The 4,720-nt window shown below is 63.9% G+C and carries 7 protein-coding genes; 2 read left to right on the forward strand and 5 right to left on the reverse strand.

Features of this window, described 5'->3' with window-relative positions; genetic code table 11:
- Window positions 1-214 precede the first annotated feature (214 nt).
- Entirely contained in the window at window positions 215-1,477 is a 1,263-nt protein-coding gene (locus JWQ89_RS16295; protein WP_299642663.1) for a L,D-transpeptidase family protein, read from the forward strand.
- Between the two features lie 3 nt (window positions 1,478-1,480).
- On the forward strand, window positions 1,481-1,717 hold the full coding sequence (locus JWQ89_RS16300) for a serine hydroxymethyltransferase (protein ID WP_299642665.1): 237 nt from the start codon (window positions 1,481-1,483) through the stop codon (window positions 1,715-1,717).
- A gap of 74 nt (window positions 1,718-1,791) precedes the next feature.
- Here the strand turns inward: JWQ89_RS16300 and JWQ89_RS16305 are convergent, their stop codons facing one another.
- The 5 genes from JWQ89_RS16305 to era all read right to left on the reverse strand — a co-directional run.
- Complete coding sequence (locus JWQ89_RS16305) at window positions 1,792-2,121, reverse strand: RcnB family protein (RefSeq protein ID WP_299642667.1); 330 nt, start codon at window positions 2,119-2,121, stop codon at window positions 1,792-1,794.
- 137 nt (window positions 2,122-2,258) lie between these two features.
- Entirely contained in the window at window positions 2,259-2,720 is a 462-nt protein-coding gene (locus tag JWQ89_RS16310) for an SRPBCC family protein (protein WP_299642669.1), read from the reverse strand.
- 139 nt (window positions 2,721-2,859) lie between these two features.
- Complete coding sequence (locus JWQ89_RS16315; protein ID WP_299642671.1) at window positions 2,860-3,159, reverse strand: GIY-YIG nuclease family protein; 300 nt, start codon at window positions 3,157-3,159, stop codon at window positions 2,860-2,862.
- Between the two features lie 127 nt (window positions 3,160-3,286).
- Window positions 3,287-4,024: a DNA repair protein RecO gene (gene recO, locus JWQ89_RS16320; RefSeq protein ID WP_299642673.1), complete on the reverse strand. Its 738-nt coding sequence runs from the start codon at window positions 4,022-4,024 to the stop codon at window positions 3,287-3,289.
- 201 nt (window positions 4,025-4,225) lie between these two features.
- The coding region (gene era / locus JWQ89_RS16325) for a GTPase Era (RefSeq protein ID WP_299642674.1) at window positions 4,226-4,720 on the reverse strand (495 nt) is incomplete at its 5' end.

The following is a 4,720-nucleotide window of genomic DNA, read 5'->3' on the forward strand; positions in this document are numbered from 1 at the left end:
TTCAGCAAACGCCGGCCTTGGGCCGGCGTTTCTTATTTATGCCCAACATTGAGCTATGCATGGCGGCAATTGCGGATTTTGGCTTTCTCTGCAAGCCCCTTAGCGTATGCGTGTACGAACGGCGAGCGGTTCACAGCTGCTTGACTGCGTTGGTGACATGCAGGGGGCAATGCTATGAGGAGCTCTCTCCGGGCTTGCGACTTTGGGTGACTAGATGCGGCTGAATCGACGTAACCTTCTGACCTCCATGGCGACGCTGGGCATGGGGCTGGCGATGCCTGCGATCGTGCGGGCCGAGGAAGACAATTTCTGGGACCTGTTCGGCAAGGACCGCGCCATGCGGAACGTCGACCAGGACGGCAACACTGCCAATGCCAAGAGCCTCGTCGACACCATCGAGCCGATCCTGAGCTACGACACTTCCTATAACCTGCAGCTCGCCATCCAGAACTACGAGGCGTTCGTCGCCGCCAACGGCAGCTGGGAGCTGCCGAGCCGCGAGACCTTCGGGCTGAAGCTTGGTGATTCCCGGCGCGCCGCCGCGCTGCTGAAGCGCAGGCTGATGATCAACGGGGACATGCCGCTCGAGAAGCGCGTCAACGACGAGTTCGATGCCGGCCTCGACGCTGCCGTCCGGCTGTTCCAGGCGCGCCACGGCCTCGTCATCAACGGCCAGGTCGACGAGGCGACGTTCTACGCGCTCTCCGTGCCTGCCGACTATCGTCTGAACCAGCTCCGCCTCAACGCGCAGCGCATCGACCAGTGGGCCTCGGCGCTCTCGGATCGCTATGTCGCGGTCAATATCCCGGCGGCGACCATCGAGGCCGTCGAGGGTGCGCAGGTGGTGCAGCGCCACAACTCCGTCGTCGGCAAGGTCGACCGCGCCACGCCGATCCTCAACTCCAAGATTTTTCAGGTAAAGTTCAATCCTTACTGGACGGTGCCCAAGAGCATCATCGAGAAGGATCTGATCAAGTACATGAACGAAGATCCGGAGTACCTGACCAAGTTCCGCATCCGCATCCTCGACGGCAAGGGCAATGAGATTCCGCCCACCGCCATCAACTGGCAGACCACCGAGGCGGTGAAATACACCTTCCGGCAGGATCCGGGCGGCGAGAATTCGATGGGTCACTGCAAGATCGACTTCTACAACAAGTACGACGTCTACATGCACGACACGCCGCAGAAGGCGCTGTTCGGCGAGAACGCCCGCTTCCACTCTTCCGGCTGCATGCGCTGCGAGAACATCGAGGAACTCGCCGCCTGGCTGCTGCGCGACAACGGCGGCTGGGATGTTCCGAGCGTCCAGGCGGCGTTCACCGGCGGGCTGCGCGAGGACATCAAGCTGGACGTGCAGGTGCCGATTCACACCACCTACATCACCGCCTGGGCCAACCGGCAGGGCACGGTGAGCTTCCGCGACGACGTCTACCAGTTCGATGCGCAGGGCATCGTCAGCTTCGGGGACGCCTGATCGATGGCCGGGCGCGATGACAATCGTCCGTCCGGCCGCGTATTCTTCGAATTCACCCAAGTCGGCCAGCAGATGCGCGTCGCCGCCATCGACGAAGCCACCGGCACCGAGGTGGTGGTCATCGCGCCGGTGAGCGCGACACCATTCCAGATGCAGTCGCTGGCGCTGGGCAAGCTGAAGCGCAAGCTCGGCGCCGAACCGCCCCCACCGGCCGGACCGAAACCCGCAAAATACGCCTGAAACTTCGCCCCCCGAGCAATGCCCGGGGGGTCGGCCGGCCCATCACCTGGGCCGGCTGAAGCTTGTCCTCGCGCTCAGTGGGCGTGGACGATCTGCTCGATGATGCCGGTCGCGATGGCGACGAGGGCAAAGGTGCCGTTCGTCTCGATCCAGACCCTGCCCCGGCCGGGGGCCCTCAGGCCGTGGTGCCGGTAGTCCGTGACCGCGTGCTTCTGCCTCCAGCCGTCGAAGCACTGGCCCCGAGCAAGCCCCTGGTTGTGGTGCTTGGGCGGCTTGGCGCTGCACATTGCGTGCGGCGGCTGATGAGGCCCACCAGCTATCGGCCGAACTGGCGCCGCTGCGACCGGAGCGGCGACGAGTGCGAGCAGAGCGGCGGCGACGGGCAGGCTTGCGATAAGCTTCATGATTGGGTGTTCCTTCTAAGATGCTGATAAGCAAGAAGGAACATACGCCGGCGCGGATGGCGCGGAGGTGGATCGCCGATTACAAATTCGCAATCGCCCGGCAACGTTGCAGGCACGACGATGGCGTGACTCCGGCGCTAGCGCGTCACATAGGCCTCGAGGTTCTCGAGTGACGAGTGCAGCCCGGCGTCGTGATCCTGTTTGCTAATTCCCTCCGGCACATCCTCGGCGAGGAAAATCACCCGCGTCCCGCCCGGGGCCGGCTCGAGGTCCCACACCATCCTCATAGTCCCGGCGAAGGCCGGATCGTCGCTCCTGAACTTCACCAGCTGCACCACCCGCCGGCCAGGCACCAGTTCGTCGAACTCGGCATCCACCACATCGGTATCCTCCGTGGTCTTGCCCCGGCCGCCCTCGTTATAGTGCAGCACCATGCGAAACGGCCCGCCCTTGCGCGGTTCGAACGCCTCGATCTCGCCGGTCATGCCATTCGGCGGCAGCCAGGCAAGCAGCGCGTCCCGTTCAACAAAGGCCCGATAGATGGCGTCGGGCGACGCCGCGATGATCCTCGATGCAGTGTCGACGCGCAGACTGGTCAAGTACGGACTCCTTCGCCAATCCAGGGAACAATGCACACTGCCAAACGACGTTCACCAGCGTCTCCCTCACCACGGTGTCACCCCGGCGAAGGCCGGGGCCCATCCTGAGATTTCGCGTCGAGCATCAGCGGGCCTCAGGTCACTGCTCGCCGGTCAACTCACCATACAGATCGCGCCAGTCCGGATTCCGTGCCTCGATCAGTCGAATCTTCCACGCGCGTTGCCACTCCTTCAACCGTTTCTCGCGCAGAATTGCAGCCTCCGCATTCTCGTACACTTCATACCATACAAGCCGCTTGACGCCGTAGCGCTTGGTGAAGCCCTCGAACCACTCGTTCTTGTGTTGCCAAATGCGGCCCACCGGGTTGCCGGTGACGCCCACGTAGAGTGTGCCATTTTTCCGGCTCGCCATGATGTAGACGATGAAGACCTTGCCCATGCGGCACAATCAAGCACGCTCGGTGCGATCCGTCAGCAAGTGTACAAATTCGGACATCTCAGGATGGGCCCCGGCCTTCGCCGGGGTGACTCCGTTGGTGGGGTTCCGCCGGCACGACTCTCTCAATCTACCCCTTGGCCGCGCCGACTCGCTGGTCCGAAACCAGTCTCACGAACGTCTCGCGGATAGCGGGGGGATCGATCTGCCGGGGCAGCCAGACATGCATGTCGAGGAAGTGGCCGGTCAGCGCAAAGGCATCGGCGACGTCGGCCGGCGTTGGGTCGGCGGGACTGATGAGGAAAGCCGGCAGTCTCAACAGCCGGTCGAGATAAGGCTCCGCCGCGGCCCGGCTCACGGCCCTGCCCGATTTCGGCGAGACGTGGGTCAGGTCTTTCGTGGCGCCGGTCGCCGCGCAGCTCGTGAGATCGAGCCCGAACCCCAGTTCCTCGAGCAGGATCAACTCGTAGCGCGCCACCGAGGCGCCCAGCTCGAGCGGCGTGCCCTGCTGCTCGATGATGCGGATGGCGAGCCCGAGCAGCCGGTCATGCGCATCGCGCTCGGGCAGCAGCCGCAAATGCTCGCACACCACCTGGCTGGCATAGAGCCGCAACCGGTCGGCGATCAGCGCCGCCGCGCGCGCCTCGGTGAGCTCCAGCGAAAAGGTCCCGAGATGCTCCTCGAGCCGCGCGCGCCAGGTGAGCTGCACCGAATTGCCAGGCTGCAGCGTCGCCGCCAGCTTCGACGACCGCCCGCCGCGGATCAGCCCGAGATGCCGCCCCCTGCCCTCGACCATCACCTCGGCAATGACGCTCGACTCGCCATGCCGCCGCACCCCAATGATCAGGCCTTCACCGGACCATTGCATGGTGGATGTCACCGGGACTGGCAGCCAGCACCTTCTCCCCTCGTGGGAGAAGGTGGCCGAAAGCCGGATGAGAGGTTCGCAACCAGGGGTTGCGCGCTCGGGGTGAAGCCACGAGCGACAGTGTGCGCGGAGACAACCCCTCATCCGCCCTTCGGGCACCTTCTCTCACAAGGGGAGAAGGTGAGGTAGCACCAAAGTGCCTCACTTCTGGTGAGGGTACTCCAGCCCCATTTCGCGATATCGCTCCGGGTCGTCGCCCCATTTCTCGCGGACCTTCACGAACAGGAACAGGTGCACCGGCACCTCGAAGATCTCCATCAGTTCCTTCCGCGACTCGGCGCCGATCGACTTGATGGTCTGCCCGCCTGCGCCCAGCACGATCTTCTTGTGCGTGTCACGGGTCACGTAGACCACCTGGTCGATCCGGTACGAGCCGTCCTTCTGGACGGTGAACTTTTCGGTCTCGACCGTGGTGTTGTACGGGATTTCCTCGTGGATGCGCAGGAACAGCTTCTCGCGCGTCACTTCGGCGGCGGTGATAGCCAGCGTCAGGTCGGTGAGATGGTCTTCGGGGAAATGCCAGGGACCGAGCGGGATGCGCTGTTCGGCCCAGGCCAGCATGTCGCGGACGCCGTCGCCTTTCATGGCCGAAATCATGAAGGTCTCTTCGAACTTCAGCCGCGCGTTTAGATCCTG

Origin of the sequence: Devosia sp. (assembly GCF_028290645.1) — a bacterium.
Taxonomy (GTDB): Bacteria; Pseudomonadota; Alphaproteobacteria; order Rhizobiales; family Devosiaceae; genus Devosia_A.

Coding starts and splice junctions, on each gene's coding strand:
- recO (WP_299642673.1), bottom strand. CDS start 4,024: ATGCAATGGTCCGGTGAAGGCCTGATCATTGGGGTGCGGCGGCATGGC.
- JWQ89_RS16315 (WP_299642671.1), bottom strand. CDS start 3,159: ATGGGCAAGGTCTTCATCGTCTACATCATGGCGAGCCGGAAAAATGGC.
- JWQ89_RS16295 (WP_299642663.1), top strand. CDS start 215: ATGCGGCTGAATCGACGTAACCTTCTGACCTCCATGGCGACGCTGGGC.
- JWQ89_RS16305 (WP_299642667.1), bottom strand. CDS start 2,121: ATGAAGCTTATCGCAAGCCTGCCCGTCGCCGCCGCTCTGCTCGCACTC.
- JWQ89_RS16300 (WP_299642665.1), top strand. CDS start 1,481: ATGGCCGGGCGCGATGACAATCGTCCGTCCGGCCGCGTATTCTTCGAA.